A 22,406-nucleotide genomic window follows, 5' to 3' on the forward strand; every position below is an offset into this window, starting at 1 on the left:
ATTAGACGTTTTAAGTTGTCATATTTCAATCACCTATTTTTTTAAATAAACACCCATTTCTGGATTGTTATCGACACTTTTGAAAGAAATGAACAATTTTTTGTTATTATTCACCGTCAGTTTAAAAAAGGTGAATTGTAGTTTTGATTACAGTAATAAGTGATTTTTTGCACCTTCCATTTACATCATGGATTCGTGATTATAAACTGAAATGATAATGCAACATAGATATATAATATACTTACTTTTTCAACTTCTGTTTCTACCTTTTTTAGCAATAGGTCAAAAGAATGTTCCTTACTTTAATAGATTGACAAATGAAGATGGATTGAATCAAAATACCATTATCACTTTACATCAAGATGAGTTTGGTTTTATATGGATGGGATCACCCAATGGCTTGATTCGTTATGATGGAAATGAATTTAAATCTTTTGTTCACGAACCAGGTGATGACACTTCTTTATTGAATAGTCATGTTTACTTAATTCATAATGATCAAAAAGGAAATCTTTGGTTAGGCACCAATGCAGGATTGTGCATTTACTCCATAGACGATAATTCTTTTACTGAAGTGAAAGAAATGAACGCTTATCTTTCGAAGAGCAATGTGATTGAGAAGATTATTGATATCGATGATAAGACAAAATGGGTTTTAGCAAGAGGTGGACTTTATCAATTGTCACTTAACAACGGTTCATATGAAGCAAAAAAATTAGAGGTAGAAAAATCAAATAAAAAGGTTAAAGGTTATTATGTTGATTTAATTCAAGTCAATTCCACTTATTATTTTTTAACTAATAGATCCATTGTCGTTAGTCGTAGAAATGAAAATGGTTCTTTTCATGTGAAAGAAGTGCATGATATTATGAAATATGATGATTACCTCTGTTCCAATATGATATTAGAAGAAAAGACCAATATGCTTTATGTCTCAACCAAAACAAAAGTATTGAAGTTTGACTTGAATTGGGAGAAGATGAAGTTGGTGGATCAAAAGTCCTTTGAAGAGTATGTTGTCACTGCTCAGCATTTTCATATCACTAATATCAAACAAGATGTAGAAGAAAACATCTGGGTGACTACTTTCGGTGGAGGAGTAATAAAATATAATTTTAACAAGAAAAGTGCGGTGCATTATTCTCATTCTAAGAAGAACTATAGTTTGAGCAGTAATATTGTCAATGATATACTATTGGAAGACTCTGGGGTAGTTTGGTTTGCTACAGGTCATGGAGGAATCAGTATTTTAAACCCTCATAAAAAGCTATTTCACAAGCTCCAAAATAATGTCTCTCAGGAAGAAGTTTCATTGAAATCCAATTTGACTAATAACCTTTTAATAGATAGTAAAAATAGGCTTTGGGTAGTGCATTTTATGAATGGATTAAGTATCAGTAATGAGCCTTTTAGTTTAGAAAATGTTGATCATTTAACGTTTAGAAAAGAATTAGAAAATCTGAATGTAACGGGAATTTGTGAATTAAATGGACAAATTTTTATAGCGAATGATAAAGGAGTAAGTGTATATGATCTTGACTCAGAAAAGTTTATTCAGACAAGAAATATTCCTAATAAATCGAAGTATATACAAACCATAGCCGTGGTAGATGGTGATATTATTCTTTCTTCTCTAAAGAAAGTTTACAGGTTGAGATTGAATGGAAAGAAAGTAAAAACAAATGAAGATTTAAGCTATGAAGAGTTTGATGATAAATTAAAATTGGAGTCTAATGTCAATCAATTTTACAATGATAGTGAAACAAATCTTCTTTTTGGGACGAACCATGGTTTGATACAATATGATAAGAAAACAAAACAGTTTACTACTTTTTTATCAGACCGCAATGATGACAATTCACTAGGTGGCAATAAGATATTCTGTATTTACAGAAGTGAGATGGGGGTTTTATGGATTGGTACTTTTGGAGGAGGATTGCACCGATGTATAGAAAAGGATGGGAAAATAGTAGGTTTTGATAGAATCACTATCAAAGATGGTTTACCTGATAATGCCGTGTACAGTATTTTGGAAGATAAGGAGGGGGAACTATGGTTGACGTCCGATAACGGTATTGTAAAATATAATCCTACTACAAAAGCCGTAAAAGTTTACAACACACAAGATGGTCTCAGTACAAATAACTTTAGAAAGTCTTCTTATTATAAAGATCAATACGGTACTTTATTAATGGGTTCTCTGATGGGGTTGGTGGTATTCAATCCACTCGAAATCCAAAATAATCCATTTACTCCAAATCCTCAGATTTTAAAACTAAAGATTAGAAACCAAGAAATTCTTCCTCAACAGAAATATGAAGGTAAAGTATTACTAAGAGAACCGATTTACAAAACGTCAAGTATTACGCTTCCTTATGATATGAATCAGGTGACATTGGAGTTGGGAGCCATGAATCCGGAAGGAATCAATAATACAAAATTTGCTTATCGTCTGCAAGGGGTCGATAAAAATTGGGTCTATACGGAAACCAATCAGCGACATGCAAATTATATTAAACTGCCTTCTGGATCTTATACGTTTGAATTGAAGTCTTACAACAGTGATGGGGTAGAAAGTGATAAGGTAAAAACACTAGAAATTATCATAGAGCGTCCTTGGTATGCATCTTATTTAGCTTATCTGATCTACTTTGTGATATTGGCTTTGATCGTATTTAGTGTAACAAAGTATTTGACAAATATGATTAGACTGCGTCAAAAAGTATTGGCAGAGCAGAAAGACAAAGAGCATATTAAAGAAATTAATGAAGCGAAACTGAAGTTTTTTACCAATATCAGTCACGAACTAAGAACGCCTCTAACATTGATTTTAAGTCCATTGGAGAAATTGGCTTATGATGAAAGACTTCATCCTGATTTGAAGAGCTTTGTGGATAATATTAATATCAATGGACAACGCTTGATGAGCCTGACTAATTCTCTGATTGATTTCAGGAAAGTGGGACAAGGGGAAATGAAGTTGAAGCCGATACAGCAGAATATTATTCCATTTATCAGAAAAACAGCGGAGGCTTTTGAGGATTATGCTCGAGATAAAAATATTAATTATGAGATTGATATTGATGAGGAAATGATCAATGGATGGTTTGATAAAGCGGCAATTGAAAGAATTATGTTCAATTTACTTTCCAATGCCTTTAAGTATACACCTAAAGGAGGGGATGTGAAAATTACTGTTTTTCAGGAAAGACAGGAATTGAAAATGAGAGTGGAAGATACCGGTATCGGTATTAAGGAAGAGGAAATAGATAGAATATTTGAACGCTTTTTTAATGGAAACAACGAGGATACCGTTTTTGGAAGTAGCGGTATAGGATTGTACTTGGTCAAAGAATTATTGGATTTACATGGAGGACAAATTAGTGTGGAAAGCTCTCCTGCTCAGGGGACGACATTTGATGTGATCATTCCTACCAAAGTAGCAGAAGAAATAAAAGAAGACCTTCCACAAGAAAATACGATTACAGACGAAAAGGAGAAAGAGACCGAGCAGGTAGCCACTGTCAATAATAAGCCAAAGATCATGGTGGTAGATGATAGTCTTGAAATCCGTGAATTGATTCATCAATTATTCTCCGATAAGTATCAGGTTTTTGATGCTGAAGATGGCATTGATGGTTATGATAAAGTAGGGAAGATTCTTCCAGATGTACTTTTACTAGATATTAATATGCCGAATATGAATGGTTATGAATTGGCAGAAAAATTAAAAGCAAATGTCAATACCAATCATATTCCAATTATTTTCTTAACAGCATTGGTAGATTTTGAAAGTAGAAAACAAGCCTTAGAAAAAGGGGGACAATTACATATCGGAAAACCTTTTTCACCTTATATGCTTGAGTTGCAAGTCAACAACCTCTTAAGTCAGAAAAGTAATGAAACGGAGAAGCTAAAGAAGAAAATCATTATGAGTCCTGATACAGAAGAGGTGTTGACAAAAGATGAAACACTCCTGAAACAGATTAAAGATTTGTTAGAGGAAAATTATGCAGATGATCAATTTAATATTGAGAAAATTGCGGATGCATTGAATATGTCTTACATACAGTTTTATAGAAAATTCAAACAAATCACGGGAGCAAATTCTAATGAATATTTAAGAGAGTATCGTTTGAAGAAAGCAGCGCATTTGTTAGAACATGATCACTCGTTATCAGTAAGAGAAGTGATGTTTTCAGTAGGTTTTACGAGTCCATCTTATTTTACAAAAGCCTTCAAGAAGCAGTTCAATATCACTCCAGCGAGCTTCAAAAAGCAGTATAAACAAGTCGCAAATTAAAATGCTAGGGATTCCTAGCATAATGTCACAAAATAACAAATCATTGTCATTTTTGACCAATAGAAAAATAGGCTTTTCACCTACTTTTGAACCGTGACGATGATTTACTTTAAAATGAAATGACAATGAAATTTTTTAATACGAGTCTACTTTTTTTATTAGTCTCTTTATCGGTTGTAGGACAACAATTACCTTCCACATTGTGGGACAATGCGAGTACTTATAGTTACATGTATTATCCTAAAACACTGGATCAAACGAGTACTTTCCATATCCAAACCAACCATCATTTTCTAGCCTTTAATTATAAAAATGTTCATTTGGAGAAATTAGATTTCTTGACTGATCCTATGAATATTGAAGAAGCCCATCACCAAAATTTACCTGAGGCTTCTTTTAAAAAAGATCAGGATTTATTGGGGTTGTATTTGATATATGAAGGAGAGAAATATAAAATAGTGAAAGGTGCGGATATAGCTACCAATAATGAATTAATAGAGAGTGGTCAGTTTTTTCAGCGAAGATATATTACAGGCTTGGCTTTGGAAGACGGACCTGATTTCCCCTTTTCTCTAGAAATAGCCTCTTGGAATGATGTACTTTCTTTTGAGTTTGAATTTACAGGAAATCGAATTCCTGAAGACGAGATGGAATTAGTTTTGGAACTGGAGTTACCTCAAGGAGAGATAAAGTCAACAAAATTGATCTCTAATCAATTGAAAATTCAGACTAAAGAAGGAAAGAATTTACGCTTACTTTCAGCGACAGAAAAAGGGAAAGTAACTTTTAAGAAAAATAAATTTGTAGTGTCGGCACCTATTTCTGGGAGAAAAGTTTCAGCAACGTTGATTACTGCAAATACTAATAATGATGTATATCAATTACAGTTTAATGCAAAAGAGAAGACAACTCCTTTTAGAGATATAGAAATTAAAGAAGATCCATTACATCAGTCTACTGTTGTAGCCATTAATGATAATATCGATGGTTTAGATGGTATGGAAAGAATAGACCTTCACTTTAAAAATAAATCGAATAAAACTGTTTTTAGACGACTTGTTTTTGAGAAAACAGATGCAGTAAAAAATATTACTGGTGTTTCGATTTTACTCCGTGACAATGATGGAAATCCATTGGGTATTCCTATACAAGTATCAAAAAATTGGCATACAGAACCAGCTAAATTTAATGGACCTTGGCTAAGAGCCTACACCAAAATTGCGATTCCTCCTAAATCGGAAGTCAACATAGAGTTTACAAGAGTATCGGGTTTCTGGGGAAGTTTGCCAGCGGCATCACATTCTCAACTTTGTTTGGTAGGTTGGCCTAGTGCTCAGACTAAAAACAATCAATTGTGGGAGCAATCTGCCATTGGTGCTTTTGGTGAGAATATCTGTTACGAACCTGATGGAGGACAAGCCTCTACAATGATGACGGATGTACGTCCATTGATGATCAAGAGTACCATAGAAGGTGTGGATAATCCGAAAATTTGGAATTGGACCTCTAATGTTGGTGGTGGAGATTTTATGAGAGTGTATGATCAAAATGGTAAAAAACAGCAAATTGCTAACATCAAAACTCGTCATAAGCGATTGAGTCCTAATATGACCGAAGTAGTCTATGCAGGAGTAACCGAAGGTGGTGAGGCAAGTTATGAGTTGATGACCTCTATTTATAGAACGGATGATTACAACAGAGGAACCTATACTTTGAAAGTTAAAGTGGATAAACCCTTCACTTTTAGTCGCCTGGCATTGCTACAAGTAGGATCAGAAACGTATGCGTATTCAACGGAGAAGATGTTTGCCTATGGCAATGAAAAAGGTTTAATAAAAGAAATACCAAACCAATTTGAAAATAAAAAATACCAACAAAAAGAGATAAAGATAGAGGGAGAAACTCCATGGTTAAGTATGCATCAAGCAGAAAACTTTTTATCTAAGCAATGGGGAGCATGGGCCAACAAAGGTTTAGTACTTAGAGATTGGAAGGCGACTATTGGAGGGAAGAAAGTAGCACCTCGTTTTTCTACTTTTGGTAGTCATAGAGGGCAAATAAGTTCGAACTTAATGGAAATCAATTTACCTTCTGATATTAAGACTCTCCAAGCTGGCGATTACATAGAATTTACAGTTGTGATGTGTATTATTCCGCAGGAAGCAGAAAGTTATTATGGTCCTAACAAAGCATTTAAAGCTCATTTAGAGGAAGCTGAAGATACATGGAAACCTATTTTTAGAGAAGCACTTCAAAATAATATTGATGTAGAGGTAAATAATGGTAGAGTAGTTAGAAAATGTCCTTTGATGATAGAGGTAGAAGATGAGTCTAAAGTATTGGAAGTGAATTTCAAAAGCGGTGTGGGGTATATCCCGATGACAATAGCAGGTTTGAAATCATATAAAGATTTGAAATTAGTATTAAAGAGAAATGGTAATCCTATTCAACTTGAACAGGAAAAACATGGTAATGACTATTGGCAAACAGATTTTGACCCTACAAGCAAAACATGGGAACTGACGTATAGTATTCCTTTAGATGTGACTCTTCAACCATAAGCAATTATACAATCAAAATCGGAAGTTTTAGATCTTCTTTTTCTAGCTACTCAGCGTTAGAATTTCATCACATAGCTATGCTATGCTCTTCAATTCTGCCTTGATTAGTCAAAAAAATAATAATCTAACTTTTCCCAATTTTAAATGTTTAACTGCTTAATTAAAATCAGAAAAAAATGAAACCATTAATATTAATACTCTTCTGCTCATTCTTGACGTTATCATTATCAGCAGAAAACCCTACAGTAAAAAAGTCAAATCCACCAAGAGTGATAAAGCATGATTGGAGTAGAATACCGATGTTTTTTCACTTTGGGAAACAAAATGATACATTAACTGATAATGAAGCAAAGTTTGTGGCTCAGCGAACAGATATCATTGCATTAGAAAAAATGCACGGGTTTGATAAATTTAAGTGTACTGAAAAGGGGACTTATCTCGATGCTGAAAAATTAAAGAAGTATAATAAACAAGCAAAAGTGATTTTCTATTGGAACACTTTCTTGAACTATTCTTTTTATGATGCCAATGCCACCTATGATAAGCACCCGGAATGGTGGTTGAGAGGGTTAGATGGAAAATTGGATTACAAGCCCTATACAAAACACTTGAAGAGGTATGATCTTTCTAACGAGGAAGTAAGAAAATGGTGGGTGAGTGTGGTAGTAGAAGCTATGAAAAATGATTGTGATGGTGTCTTTATGGATGCTTTTATCCAAATTATTTCACCAGCCAATAAAAAGCTATGGGGCGAAGAAAAATACAATGCAATACAGGAAGGGCTTTACTCAATTCTAGAAGAAACAAGAGAAGCATTAGGTAAAGATAATATCATGATTTGTAATGGGGTACGATCGCTTAGAGGTACCACCAAAGGGATGGAATTTGTGAAATATACAGATGCTATAATGATTGAACATTTTGGACATTTTCATAGTGGAGCCAAAGAGATGATTTTAGCAGACATCAAAGCGATTCAAGAAATAGGAAAGCAAAAGAAAATGGCGCTAGTAAAAGGGTGGCCTAACTTTTCGTGGATCGATAAAGAGATGATGAAGGAGTCCTTTGAGCATAAAAAAGAATTAGCGATTGAACACCTTCCACTTTCTCTGGCTTATTTTTTAATGGGAGCCAATGAGTATTCTTACTTCAGTTATTCTTGGGGGTATGAATTCGAAGAAGGCTTTCAAATTCAATACGATTTATTGGAAAAAGACACCGGAAAACCGTTGGGTGAATTTACACAAGAAGGTTGGGTGTTAACTAGAGAATTTGAAAAGGTAAAAGTGACAGTTGACTTAGAAAACAAGACGTCAAATTTTAGTTGGAAACAACAGTAGTATTATTTTTTATACGCTTTTTGAAAGCATCTTTCTATGAGAGATGCTTTCTGTATTTTTTGACCATCATTTTGTAAGAATTGTACAATAGATCTTAGTGTGTTCAATTTATTTTTGGAATGTGTAAGTACTACACTTTTAATAGAAATGAAATGATTACCAACTACGAAATGAAAAGAATATTACTATTACTACTCCCTCTGCTACTATGCACTTTAGATTTTACTTTCGGACAAGAAGAAGAGAAGATTTTAATTCCATTTTCAGAATTTGGAACGCCCTACAACGGAACTTTTGAAGAGGAGGTGGATAATCCAGCTCCAACTGAAGAGACTTCTCCAAAAGTGAGTCGATTTATAAGAAGCAAAGGACTTTATGCCTCTATACACAATGAACTTAGAGGTGGGATTTTAATCGATCAACACACTGTATTTACATTAAATGTACTAGTACCGTCACTTCCTGAAAATAGTACAGAAGTACCCGTTACACTTATCTTAAGAAAGGATAATACTACTTTCACTCAATTAGGAAGAAAGCAAGTCATAGCCCATGAAAATGAATGGCAAACTGTCAGTTTTGATTTTTCAGCAGTTCCTCCAAAAGAAGTATATTATAATCAAATTTACCTCTTCTTTGGATCACCTGATATTGAAGAAGCTTATGAAAATGTCCCTTTTTATATTGATCAACTGAAAGGACCTGAAATTATTGAAACACAAATGTTGACTTCTTTTTCTGGAAGTTTAGAGCATTTAAATATCACGCTAGGTCAGCTAGAAAGTAACGTGACCAACCCCTCGGTTAATGCCGTAAATTCTAATGCGACAGTAGCAAAAGTGATCAAAGATGAAGGAATACATACCTCTTTGATGATACCATTGGAGGGGTATTATTTACCAGAAGATCATCGTATATTTAAAATTAAAATGTATATGGAAGATCCTCAAAAAGTGATTACTTCCAATACAATAAAACTATTTCTGAGGAAAGATGGCATTGGAAGTACGCAGTTGGTAAAGACACATACTATTGATACTTATGATCAATGGGTGGAATATATTTTTGATTTCTCATCATTGGATTTTGAAGAAGATTTTTATAACGAAGTTCACCTTTTTTTTAATTCAGCAGATAATGATTTAGATGCTACTGGAAACACATTTTATTTAAGTGATTTGATTGGTCCTCTTCAGAGTTATCCTAATCAAATAAATGTAAGTGAGATTGCTACCAACACCAAAGGAGATGAAATAACAGCTCAACTCAATGATGCAACCCCTCTGTTGTTAGAAGAAGTAGAAAAAGATTTTTTAGTGAATATTAATGGTAATGATTTTGGTGTCTCTTCCATTACTAAAGAAGATACAAAGCTCACCTTTACTTTAGATGGTGTTACACATATTGCCCAAGGAGATCAAGCAACATTAAGTTATACAGGAGAAGGGATTTTCTCAGCATCAGGTCAATATATTCGAGCATTCCAACAAACACCCATTCAAAATAAGGTGAGTTACGAAAAAGAATATGCTGAGCGTTTTCCATCCTTTTCATGGAATCAAATTCCTGTTCATTTACACTTTCATAAACAGAGCGGTTTACTTACTCCTGAAGAAGCAGATTTTGTCCTCAATCATTCCAACTTTATTACACTGGAAAAAACACATGCCATCACTCCCTATGGAAATACTGAAGCAGGGATCAAGGCAGAAGTGGAACAATTAAAAGCTTTAGACCCCAACTATAAGGTGATCTATTATTGGAATGGCTTTGTGCATTACAATGTGTACCAAGCAAGTGAGGAATTCCTTTCTCATCCAGAATGGGTATTGGATACAAGAGAAAATGGAGAAGGAGTAGAAGTGGTACGTTATGATATTTCCCTTCCTGAAGTTAGAAATTGGTGGATTTCCTCTTTGAAAAATACTTTGGATGAAACGGGAGCTGACGGCGTATTTATTGATGCTTTGATACAAGTGACACTCGAAAGTAATATCAATTTATGGGGACAAGAGAAGTACGATGCAATAGTAGAAGGATTGGATATTATGCTGAGTGATGTTCGTAAGGTAATTGGTGATGATAAGTTTATTATTATCAATGGCTATAGATCAGAATATGATGAAGGAGTGATCAGAGGATTGCATTTGGCAAAATATGCAGATGCACTTTTGGTAGAACATTTTGCGTTTCTAGGAAGTGCAGAAAAAGAGGATATTCTCATTGATATACAAACTATGGATAACCTTGGGAAAATGGGTAAATCAGTCATTATGAAAGGATGGCCGGGTTGGTATTGGAGAGATGTAGACTTTATCAATCAATATACTAATGACGAATTGATCTCAATCGCCAATGACAATATCGATTTTCCATTGGGCTGTTTCTTATTGGGAATGCACGAATACTCTTATCTGATTTACGCTTGGGGATACGCAAGTGTGGATGGAGGTTTGGGGACCTATGAGAAGTTGTTTCAGAATTTAGGAAAGCCTTTGGGTAACTTTAAAAGAGAAGGATGGGTACTTTCAAGAGAATTTGAATATGGAAAAGTAACGGTGGATTTAGAAAGTAAGTCTTCTAACATTGAGTATTATTTAACACCTTACTGGAGTAACGGACATTTGCATCATAATATAAAGGCAATGGAAAGTGAGAATTTAGGAGTCAATAAAGAAATTCAGACGCCTCCTTCCACAGCAGAATTCACCGCTACTAGAGCTCACTTTTTTCAGAAGGAAAATGAAAGCGTTTCTTATATAAAACTACCTATTGATGGTCAGCTTCGAGCTGAAGATTTGAAGACTTTTCAGTTGAGTATGATGGCAAGGAAAATCAAAGAAGTAGCAGGAACCAATACATTACTGACAATTACGTTGAAAAAGGACGGAAACTCAGCCACTCAACTTTCCCAAAGTACAAGTATTTTAGAGTACGATAATTGGCAAAATTATACTTTTGATTTTGAATACCTGACAAAACAAGAAGACTACTATAATGAAGTTTATCTTCATTTTGATGGAGCAGATTTCGGCTCAAGATCAGAAGAATACTATGTGGGTAGTTTGATGGGTACTGAAATTAAGAAGGATGATTTAATATTCTCTGCTAGAACCAATCAATATGGAAATCAAGTGATTTTATCTCTCGAAAATAATCATGATTTTGATATAGTAGAGGTCAATAGTCTTACTTTAAAATTGGAAGAAGAGACAATTACGCTCACTCCTGAATATAACACTTTTAATAAAGAAATCTATTTCGACTTACCGAAAATAATGATAGACTATGAGATGGATAGTATTTTCATTACTTCCATGGATGGAAGAATAACAGATACTTTTGGAAATGCATTAGAAGACCTATTGAAGGTGAATATTGAAAACCTAACTTCCATCGATCTTACTGACTATTATTTTGCAGAAACTTCCAATTTATTGATTGATTCTATGTATGCTTTTATGGGAGTAACCGAATTAGTCAACAACCCAGACCAAGAGTGCATAGTGGAGGATGAAAAAGTGTTAAAGTTCACAAAATCAGATAGTACAGTACATTCTGCGGTGATTTTTCATCTAAAAAATGATATTGACTTTTCTACTTCTAAAGTATTCACACTCAAAATCTTTCAACCCCAATTAGAGCAACCGATCACCGAAAATAGAATCAGTTGTTACTTACGAAAAGATAATAATGTGGAGACTCAAATTGCCGTTCATCAAAACATTGAAGTACAAGAAGAATGGACAGAAGTTGTTTTTGATTTCTCTGATGTAGGCTTTTTAGAAAGTGATTACAATCAGGTGAATCTATTTTATGCTTCACCAGATACAGATTTTGATGCATCTTCTTTGTCTATCTATTTTACAGCGTTAAAAGGTCCTGCCATAATAGGAGAAAATTATAGAGTCCAAGAGGATAACGAAATCATTAATGCTATAGGGGTAGATTCGTATGAGTCTTTAACGTTATATCCAATTCCTGCAAAATCGATAGTACACTTTTCCGAACCCTTACAGTGGGTGAAGATTACAGATGTTTTTGGCAAGAATATTATTTCAAAACCAGGGTTATCAAATCATATTGATGTATATCAGCTTCCCAAAGGTGTATATGTATTGCAAGGGAAAAAAGTGAACGCAGGGGTGGTCACTCAAAAATTTGTAAAGGAATAAATAAGGGAGGTTTCGAGTAAACTGTAAATATATGGTACTCGAAACCTCAAAAATTGAGGCTTTTAGTACTTGAGTTTATAAAAATATTACTAATTTCCCCTTGATGATTTTTTAATGTTTATTTCACATCGCTTTTGTAAGAGAAAACCTGATTTTAAACTGCTTTAGACCATAAATAGACCATAGTTTGTAATTTTTGGATAACATTTTACAGAAGCGTAACCTCTACATTTGCTATACAAGCAAGTAATTTTTTATCATCTATTTAGAAATTTGAAGTGAAGAAAGATTATTACAAATCAAGTCTCTTTCTATTTTTTGTTCTATTCGCATTACTATCATTTGACGCACAAGTTTTCGCTCAAAATTTTACTGTAGAAGGAACGATCAATAGTAAAGACGGAACATTGCCCGGTGCAATGATTATCATTAAGGGCAATTCCGGTATGGGAACTGTCACAGATATGCATGGACGTTTTAAACTATCGGCAAAGCAAGACGATATACTTGTTGTATCTTACTTGGGTTTTGTGACGAAAGAGGTGCCAATCAATGGTAGAACTTCTATAGCGATCACAATTCAAGAAGAATTCAATGAATTGGAGGAAGTCATTGTGATTGGCTATGGTACGCAAAAAAAGGAAGATCTTACTGGAGCAGTAGGAAGAGTAGGAGAAGATGTACTAGAAAAAACGTCACAAGCGTCTTTTGAAAATGAATTACAGGGTAGAATGGCAGGGGTACAAGTAACCACCAATTCCGGACAACCTGGTGCCTCTTCTTCCATTCGAATCCGTGGTGTCAACTCATTGGGGGGGAATTCAGCCCCTTTGTATGTGATTGATGGTGTGCCTTTAGCTTCAGGAACCAATGCAGGAATGGAGCAAGAAGAAGGAGCACAAATGAGTGCATTAGCCGATTTGAACCCCAAGGATATTAAATCCATTGAAGTTTTGAAAGATGCTTCTTCAACTGCCATTTATGGAGCGATGGGCTCTAATGGTGTTATTTTGATTACCACTAAAAAAGGTTCAGCAGGTAAAACAAGAGTCAATGCCTCTGTCAATTATTCAGTGCATGAAGTAGCTCCTTGGTCTTATATGGACATGGTAGATGCCAATGATTATGTAAAGTTACGAAAGGAAGCCGGTCATAATGTATCGGATTCAGTATTAGCATTAGCTAATAACGGTCAGATGTCAACTACAGATTGGCAAAAGGAATTTTATCAGCAAGGACATACTGTAGATGGAAACATAACAATTTCAGGAGGTACACAGAAGTTTAATTTTTATACTTCAGCAGGTTTATACAATTCAGAGGGTATCATTCCTAATTCAGGATTCTCAAGGTTTTCACTAAGAGGAAATATGAATGCTCATTTATCTGAAAAGGTGATGTTTGGTTCAACATTAAACCTCACAAGAAGTGAATCAAAAGTAGTGAATACAGCCACTAGTTTTAATGGAAATGAAGGGCAGTCGAGTGTAGTTTATCAAACTTTGAGAACGCAACCAACGATGACACCTGATGGCAAAAATTCATTGGGTTCTGATTCTACAATCGCTGATTTACTCAATACTCCTACTACTTATGTCAATAGTAATACCTATGATTATATCAACAATAACCTTTTAGGTCATTTTTACTTAAAATATAAAGTGTTGGAAGGTTTGGAAGCTGAGTCCCGTTTAGGATTCTTCCTTAGCCAAAGAGAAAACTCATTTTACAGAGATAGAAGTTTATTTATCCAAGGTTTTAACGCTGGATGGGCCAGAAGAAGATATACCAATGTAATGACTTGGAACTGGGACAATATGATCCGTTACAATAAGTCATTCGGCAGATTAAAAACCCAAAACTTAATCATGGGAAGTATGCGTTATTTGGGCGTGGATTGGAGTCAGCAAGAGGCTAAAAATTTCCCTACGGATAATAACTTATATTATGATATGGGAGCCGGTTTATTACAGCTTCCTAATATGTCAGGAAACCAAGTATCCACGCTGATGTCAGGTGTAGCAAGATCAATCATCAGCTTTGATCAGAGGTATTTCTTAACCTTATCATTAAGAGCAGATGGTGCTTCTCAATTTGCCAAAGGAAATAAATGGGGTTATTTCCCTGCCGCTGCCGCATCTTGGAAGATTAACAATGAGAATTTTTTGAAAGACAACAAAAATATTGACTTGTTAAAACTTAGAGTAGGGTATGGTACAAACGGTAATCCGGCCTCAACAGTAGGACAATCACTGAATACCTACACAACAAACAGAGTGATATTAGGAGATCCGGCCAATCAGTATTCTGTATTGAGAGAAGCTTCTTTTACCAACGATGAGTTGAAATGGGAGATGACGAAAGAAATTAACTTAGGATTGGATGTAGCAGTGTATAAATCGAGACTGTCATTGACGGCGGATTATTACAACAAAGATACTGAAGACCTTCTTTTGGTGACTAACGTACCATCTTATTCGGGGTTTCAGACCGGCTTATTGAATGTAGGTTCTATCAATAATGAGGGTATTGAATTGTCATTGACAACGGTCAACGTGGAGAAACAAAACTTTACTTGGTCAACAACTTTGGCCTATACTCAGTCTAAAACCATGATCACTTCACTCCGAACGGATACACTAAGTACAGGGTATCAAAATCCATGGATCACCGGACCTACACAGCGTTTGATTGTAGGTGAGGAATTAGGTGCATTTTGGGGTTTCAAAACGGATGGGGTATATCAGTACGAAGATTTTATAGAGTTTCAAGGAATGACACAAGCCGAAGCATCAGCTAAATACAAGTCAGATGTAGAACAACACGGTTATAATGTCACTTATACTCCTTGGAAAGAAACAGACCGACAACAAGCACAATACCCTGGACAGCAAAAGTACAAGGACTTGGATGGAGACGGTAAAATATCAGAGGATGATAAAACGGTAATTGGTAAAGCCCAGCCAGATTTTATTTGGTCTATGGATAATAAATTTACTTATAAAAACTTTGAGTTCAGTTTCTTTATAGTAGGAGAGCACGGTCGTGAAATGGCGAACTTAACGGATTGGAGACTATCGTTTATGGATGGAATTTCGAATGTGAAACAGGAAAGTTTTGATAACCGATGGACACCTGATAATCCAAGTGAAACTCATCATGCACCAAGAAGAACCAACTCACAAAACAATATACTTTTCAGTGATGCTGTTATTGAAGACGCCTCTTTTATCCGATTAAAAAGAATCAACTTGAGTTATCGATTCAAGTTAAAAGAAACAAGAGGTACACTCACTTTATCTGCCAATGATGTTTACACTTGGACCAACTACAAAGGATACAATCCTGATGTATCATTGGGAGGAAATAATTCATTGATGATGGGTCATGATTATGGTATTTACCCATTACCGATTACATATACTGTTGGATTAACTTTAAGCTTATAAACGATGATGAACTTAACTAAATATAGCTTACTGCATTTTTTAATAGGCGTTTTTATTTTTTCAACTTCATGTTCAAATTTTCTAGTTGAAGATCCTAAAAACCTGATCACAGAAGACGAAATACCTCAAACCGCAGAAGGGGCTCAGATGTTGACATTGGCTCCTTATGAGAATTGGGTAGAAGGAACGAATTTATACGCTCGTTTTATACCGTTATGGGATTTAGGAACAGATGATATGTCTGCCTCTTTTAACTTAGGGGCAATTGTCGATACTTATGTTTTGCATAAAGTGAGTTCATCTCAGCCTTTTATGTATTCGGGGGTTTGGACACCTCTTTGGAGAGGAGTTGCAGACTGTAATAAAGGAATGGAGCTGATCAGCAAAATGGACGCTGTAGATCCAAATATCCGTAGCAGTCATATTGCCGAGCTGAAAGTAATGAGAGCCTTATATTACTATCATTTAGTACGCATGTTTGGCGATGTGCCCTCAGTAACGAAACCTACGAATAAGCTAAGCGAAATCACATCCATTCCAAGAGTGAATGCTGTAGAAATATACCATACGATCATTATTCCTGATTTAAAAGAAGCTTTAGAAGACCTTCCTGAAAGTTATTCAAGCGAATTTAAAGGAAGAATGACTAAAACGTCTGCCAATGTGATTTTATCAGAAGTCTATTTGACTTTGGCAGGGTGGAGAAAAACTACTGAAGGAAATATGATTCTAGGGTTGTCGACCAATTATGACTCTGCAATGCACTATGCAGACAAAGCAATTCATAATAATGGTGGTTTTGATATTTTTGAACAAGGTGACGATGAAACGCCAGCTTGTGGAATGCCTTGGAGGAACCGTTTCTCGAAAGAATCAGTGGTTGAATTCGGAAATATATCAGGTGTAAATGAAGGACTCTATTTGGTGACAGAATCAAATATGGGTAACAATTCACTTTTCTGGGGTGTAAGAGGACCTCAATTCAACGGAGCACAAAGAGGCTGGTTTATTCCTACTCCTGATCTCTATAGAGCATTTGAAGAAGGTGATCAAAGAAGAGAATGGAGCATGTTGACCAAAGCTACTATGGCCAATGGGGAAACAGGTTTCAGTAATCCACTTTTTCATAAGTGGTGCGACCCCAACCTTTATAGAGGAGTGGATGGAGCCCTGAATCATGATGGTAATATCAACATTGTATTATATAGAATTGTAGATGCAATGTTGATTTATGCGGAAGCATCTAATGAAGTCAACGCAGGGCCAACTGCAGAAGCTTATGCACAACTCAATCGTTTAAGAGAAAGAGCAGGTCTTTTACCGCTCGCGGAAGGTCTTTCTTATGAAGAATTTAGAGAGGCAGTGTGGAAGGAGAGAAGAGTAGAATTGAACGGAGAAGTAAAGAGAAAGTTTGATTTGGTAAGAACCAATCGCCTGAAAGAAAAGGCAGATGCAAGAGTGATTTATTATCATTCCTCTGATAACAATGAATGGCCCTTGAATATAGAAAGAGACTCTATTTTGGTAACGTATGAACCTTATCCATATCCAAGACATGAGTACATATGGCCTATACCAATTGAAGAATTGACCATGAATAATTCTTGGAAACAAAATAGCGGGTATTAATCATGAGAAATAATATGAAAACATATAGTTACAGCATTATAAGCTTTGTCATGATTCTCCTTTTAGGAAGTTGTGCACAAAAAGAGGAGCAAAAAGCACTGCAAACCGTCACTGACGTGTACATCAGTCCATGGCAGGAACCGTATGGATTACAGGTAGATGATTCACTACAGTTTATGGCTTTTGTTCAGCCAGAAGATGTAAGATCAGAGGAAGTTGTTTGGTCAGTACTTCAGGGAGACGGTATTGTAAAGGTGGATGAAACGACAGGATGGGTAGTCGCTCAAAAAGAAGGTTGGACTTCTCTTGTTGCTGAGCATGTTCCCTCAGGTATTCAGGACACCACATTTATTGTAGTAGGAGAAGAAATCAGTGAAGTTGAAACGATTAAGTTTTCAAAAAGACTTTATGATGTGGTAGAAGGAAGAAGCATTCAGGTAATTGCCAATACCAACCCTTTTGATGTCAATGATTTAGGGTTGATCCGATATGGCGTAGAAGATGAAGATATTGCGAATATTGATGGATCAGGTTTAGTTTCTGCACATTCACCTGGTTTGACTGTTTTGACTTCCTACACCAATAACTTTTTAAAAGAGCAAATTGTCAGTGAAGCAGTATTAAAAGTGCATGAATTGATTCCTATTACGGCTATCAATGATCTGCCACAAGAAGTAATTATAGATCGAGGAGCAGACCTTAAGTTGGATTTTACTTATCTTCCAGAAAATGCAAACGATACAATTTTTGACTATTACACATCAGACAGTACGATTGTAATCATCGAAAATCAAACATTGAAAGCCGTTGGAGAAGGTAAAGCTTTTGTGTTTATCTCCAACGGAAAAATCACAGGAGGACCTGTTACTGTAAATGTTATTGCACCTGTTCCTGCCGAAAGTATGACTATCAATATTCCAGAGGAAACCGTACTCCCTTCATTTGGAGAGACACTTACTTTGACGACTACTTTCATACCTGAAAATACGACCAACAAAAATGTAACATGGAGTTCATCAGATGAGACGATTTTGAGTGTCAATGAAAAAGGAGTAGTTATGGCAATAAGCGAAGGTGAAGCGATCATAAAAGCTGTTGCTGAAGATGGAGGATTGACGGATGAAATCACGATTAAAGTGGAAACAACGATCCAATACTATGTAGAAGGGAATGATGAAAATAATCTCGCTGATTTTGCAGGAGCTTACCAATTAGATTTAACTACCGTGATTGATGATTCTAGGTTAGGTGAAGATGAAGAAGTAATGCATTTGATCAGAAATGATAACCCTTACCCTAATCTAACTTTTGATCTAGATCAACCACTTGATCTACAGAAAAATGGTATTTTCAAACTATGGTTGAAAACTACGGATCCAGGAAAAGAAGTTCAAAATAATATCATAAGCCTTGTGATTAGAGATGCTCTAGGCACAGGTGCTACTCAACTGAAGTTAGATCAAGACATAGTCACGGACCGTTATGGAGAGTGGGTAGAATATACTTTTGATTTCTCTCAGCTCACCGCAAAAACAGAGTATCAAAAAGTTGTGATCTTCTTTGCTATCAATAGCGATGATGGAACAGCCGTTGGTATGGAATATTACTTCAATGATATCAGAGGACCTTATTTACAATAATAAAAAGGGGTAAGAGGTAAGAGGGATGAGGTAAGAGGGAAGAATGAAGGTCGTTAAGTAATGAGATTCATGTGATTTTCAATCAAGAATATAATCTTTTATAGATACTACCCACGATACACTACTCTTCCCTCTTACCTCTTCATTCTTACCTCAATTAAGATAGTATGAAACAAATAAGACTAACTATCCTACTTTATGTAGCATTGTTGCTGAGTCATTGTGTCTCAGCCCAAGTAAAAAACACTTCAATAACAGAAGTTGATCTATCCAATACTTCTAGTGCACTTACTACTCTATTTAATTTTGGAGTACCTTCCATTTCTTCATTAAGTACGTTTACTTCAGTAGAACTTGATCAAAATTTTTCCAATCCATTTGAAGAAATTGAAGTCGAAACCATCGCAAAATTTCAAAGAAATGAAAGTGTTTGGTCTGAAATACGATGGGTGATACCCGAAGGAACAGCCTTTGATTTTTTGACTGAGAAAAGCTTTTCAATAGCCCTTTATTTTGATCAGCCAAGCACCGATAATGTGAATAAAAATATCTGGTTGATCTTAAGAAAAGATGGAACTACAACTGATCAGAAAGTAATGAGAACAGAGATTATCGCTTTTGATCAATGGGATGAATACAGCTTTGATTTTTCTAATTTTACAGCAGAAGAATTAGAAGGTTTTAATACCGTGTCTTTATTTATAGCACCACAAGATACAGAAGGGCTTTCCACAGGATTATCCGGTTATATTGCTGAATTAAAAGGTCCACGTATTCTTTCTGATTTTATAATGACGAGCAATGTAGTAGTAGAAGATGGAAAGAGTATTGTATTGAATGTATTAAGTGCTGACCCCATTTCATCTTCAGATGATCCTCAATTTGAATTGAAAATTAATGATGAAATCGTAAACGTAACATCTATTGGTATTCAAGAACAGTCCATTCAACTACATCTTGAGAAAGAGGTCATTTATAATGATAAAGTAGAATTAAGTTATAAAGGAGGAAATATAACGGATAGTGAAGGAAAAGTGTTGACTTATTTCGAAAATCAATTACTTATCAACACGGTGCGTTATCAAATAGAGGAAATTTACAGTTTTGGAGCTGAAAATAATTTCCCAACACTCTCCAATTTCAAGTTACAAACCAATATTGTTGATAACTTTTCATTTACTGAGGATGTACCCCAACAAAGGATAACTGAAATTGTGAAAGAAGAGGACTTACATTCTTATCTGCAGGTAGATTTAAATGGAGTGATTTCCATGCAAAAGGATAAAGTTTTTAGATGTTATATCTATCAACCTTCACAAGACAATATCCCAACCAACAACAATATCAAGTTGAGGGTTTTGGATACAGAAGATCCGTCTGATTTTTATACAATCACCAAAAACATCACAGTACAAGACCAATGGGTAGCTTATGAATTTGACTTTTCGCAGATCAACTTCCAAGGTGACAGCTACAACTTATTAAGGATCTACTTGGGTTCACCAGATACAGATTTTGCAGGAACATCATGTGTTTATTATTTCTCTACTTTAGAAGGACCACCTGTAAAGTATATCAATGATGCTACATTGTCAGCGATTACAATTGATGGACAACCAATAGAAAATTTTGATTCTTCTCTATTTGAATACGATTTTGAGATACCTTATGCACAAGAGGAGTTTCCTTTAATAGAGGCAACGCCAAATAATGCAAACGCTACAGTAGAAGTAGTATCGGCAGAAGAAATACCAGGAACAGTTTCTATTCAAGTCACTGCAGAAGATGGAACAACTACATTAACTTATCAAGTGAATATCACAAGGGCATTACCTTCACAAAATACAAATGTGACTTCACTTTATATAGATGGAAATGTATACACAGCGTTTGATCAAGCTACAGAATCCTATACATTAGAATATCCTTTCGGAACGACTTCCATTCCTGTTCTGGACTTAAATTTAGAGAGTGCAGTAGCCACTTATTCTATTATTTATCCTGAGTCACTCCCCGGTACAATAGAAGTTGAAGTAACGGCTCAAGATCCACTGATAAAGAAGAAGTATACCTTTGAGGTGATCTTACTTTCTCCATCTGATAATGTCAATCTTTCTTCCATTTTTATTGATGGTAAAGCATTGGAAGGCTTTTCAAATGAAGAAAATAATTATAACGTAGCGTTTGATTTACCCAATACAACTGCCCCATATATCACACTTGTTTTGGAGGATGAAACTACACACGTTCAGATACAACAAGCATGGGAAATTCCAGGAGCAGGAGTCATTGAACTTACTGCTCAAGATGGAACGAGAAGAGAAATTACCATTTTATTTATAGTAAATGAGTTACCTTCTTCAGATGCATTCATCACAAGCCTTTACCATGATGGAAGCCCAATGGAAGAATTTAACAGTACCGTACTTGATTATTATTTTACAGTTGCTGAAGAAATGCGTCCTGAAAATCTACCAGACATAACAGAGATTGTAAAGAGTCATTCAGCTTCAACTTTTACGGTTACAAAAACGAATTTTATTCCAGGGACTACTAAAATAGAAGTGGTTGCTGAAGATGGAATAACGATGAATACCTATCAATTTCATTATCGTTTACCTGTCCTTTCGTCCAATACTCTGCTAAAAGAAATAAGAGTAGACGGTCAATTATTATCTGACTTCTCCAATGAAATCAATCATTATAGTTTGACAGTAGAAGGCTCTACAATGCCGGAAATAACTGTTGTTACGGAGGATGAAAATGCTAAAGTCAATATCATTAAAGCCACTGCTTTTGGTCAACTAACCTTAATCAATGTGATGGCAGAAGACGGGGTAACAAAAAATGTTTTTGCACTATTGATTAACAGTACAGCCGATCCAGTTTTATCATTGGATAGTTTAGATGATGCTATTAAAGTTTATGCTGAAAATGATCATAACTTGATAATTGAACAGCGTTCAGTTCAAAGAAAGTATCAGTTATTGGTCTATGATTGCAACGGCAAAATTGTATATCACGGAGAACATCATCAACCGAAAAATAAAATACCAATCAAGGCAAAAGGATTGATAATTATACAGGTGGTGTTTGAAAGAAATAGAGTGGTAAAAAAGGTTTGGTTATAGGAATGGTCTATTAGAGCTAATTTTTAAACCACTAAAACATTTGGAAAAAGTTGTGAATATTTAGATTAGAAGGAAAATAGCATAGAATAATTTTTAGTTAGATGTAAGGTATTTTGGGAAATAAAATTTCAATAAAGCCCCTCAATTCACTATAAAACCTTAATTTTACACGTCTTTT

8 protein-coding genes are annotated in these 22,406 nt (G+C 35.1%); all 8 read left to right on the forward strand.

Features of this window, described 5'->3' with window-relative positions; genetic code table 11:
* Positions 1-217 precede the first annotated feature (217 nt).
* Positions 218-4,303: a hybrid sensor histidine kinase/response regulator transcription factor gene (locus tag IC221_RS02620; RefSeq protein ID WP_188167466.1), complete on the forward strand. Its 4,086-nt coding sequence runs from the start codon at positions 218-220 to the stop codon at positions 4,301-4,303.
* A 125-nt stretch (positions 4,304-4,428) separates the two neighbouring features.
* Positions 4,429-6,864, forward strand: a complete 2,436-nt coding sequence (locus IC221_RS02625) for a hypothetical protein (protein ID WP_188167467.1) — start codon at positions 4,429-4,431, stop codon at positions 6,862-6,864.
* 176 nt (positions 6,865-7,040) lie between these two features.
* Positions 7,041-8,204, forward strand: a complete 1,164-nt coding sequence (locus IC221_RS02630; RefSeq protein ID WP_188167468.1) for a putative glycoside hydrolase — start codon at positions 7,041-7,043, stop codon at positions 8,202-8,204.
* Between the two features lie 170 nt (positions 8,205-8,374).
* Positions 8,375-12,379: a putative glycoside hydrolase gene (locus IC221_RS02635; RefSeq protein ID WP_188167469.1), complete on the forward strand. Its 4,005-nt coding sequence runs from the start codon at positions 8,375-8,377 to the stop codon at positions 12,377-12,379.
* Positions 12,380-12,657: 278 nt separating this feature from the next.
* Positions 12,658-15,828: a TonB-dependent receptor gene (locus IC221_RS02640; protein ID WP_188167470.1), complete on the forward strand. Its 3,171-nt coding sequence runs from the start codon at positions 12,658-12,660 to the stop codon at positions 15,826-15,828.
* A gap of 3 nt (positions 15,829-15,831) precedes the next feature.
* The gene (locus tag IC221_RS02645) at positions 15,832-17,457 is read left to right on the forward strand and encodes a RagB/SusD family nutrient uptake outer membrane protein (protein WP_188167471.1); all 1,626 of its coding nucleotides are present in this window, start codon (positions 15,832-15,834) and stop codon (positions 17,455-17,457) included.
* 14 nt (positions 17,458-17,471) lie between these two features.
* Positions 17,472-19,097, forward strand: a complete 1,626-nt coding sequence (locus tag IC221_RS02650; protein WP_188167472.1) for an Ig-like domain-containing protein — start codon at positions 17,472-17,474, stop codon at positions 19,095-19,097.
* Positions 19,098-19,264: 167 nt separating this feature from the next.
* A complete protein-coding gene (locus IC221_RS02655; protein ID WP_188167473.1) occupies positions 19,265-22,228 on the forward strand; it encodes a cadherin-like beta sandwich domain-containing protein in 2,964 nt (987 codons plus the stop codon).
* Positions 22,229-22,406 lie beyond the last annotated feature (178 nt).

This window comes from Flammeovirga sp. EKP202, from assembly GCF_014534745.1.
In the GTDB taxonomy this organism is placed as follows: Bacteria; Bacteroidota; Bacteroidia; order Cytophagales; family Flammeovirgaceae; genus Flammeovirga.